At 43.7% G+C, this 508-nt stretch carries 1 protein-coding gene and 1 pseudogene; both read right to left on the reverse strand.

Features of this window, described 5'->3' with window-relative positions; all coding sequences use genetic code 11:
- Positions 1–343, reverse strand: a pseudogene (gene gdh / locus ACWHAR_RS32410) (glucose 1-dehydrogenase); the annotation flags it as partial.
- 19 nt (positions 344–362) lie between these two features.
- Positions 363–508, reverse strand: a 146-nt coding sequence (locus ACWHAR_RS32415; protein ID WP_353871007.1) for a GRP family sugar transporter, incomplete at its 5' end; no start/stop codon positions are given.

A 508-nucleotide genomic window follows, 5' to 3' on the forward strand; every position in this document is an offset into this window, starting at 1 on the left:
TGCCGATGACTTTATCCCAATCCTTGAGCGGCATTTCGTGAGATGGTACAGGATTTTCAAGACCGGCATTATTAATCATAATATCGAGTGTGCCGAACTCCTTAATTGCCGTTTGCACGATATTTTTTACATCTTCCTCTTTCGTGACATCTCCTTGGACGACAACAGCTTCACCGCCCGCCTTGATGACCTCTTCTTTTACCTCGTTTGGATCTTGTTTATTACTATAATAGTTGATAACCACTTTTGCCTGCTCCTTGCCGAAGCGAATAGCCATCGCCTTTCCGAGCCCTGAAGCAGCTCCTGTAATAGCGACGACTTTTCCTTTTAAATCCGGATACATATACATCCTCCTCCATTTGTTATGAATTTGTTTTGGCGATTCCTAAGAATACGGCGGCGGCAATAATCAGGATAATCCCGATCGCAATTGCTATTAGCTGGCGTTTCGTTTTCTTTTCACGCAGGATGAAAATACCGCCGAGCGTAGAAATGACAATTCCCATTT

Source organism: Bacillus sp. LR--39 (assembly GCF_053613335.1).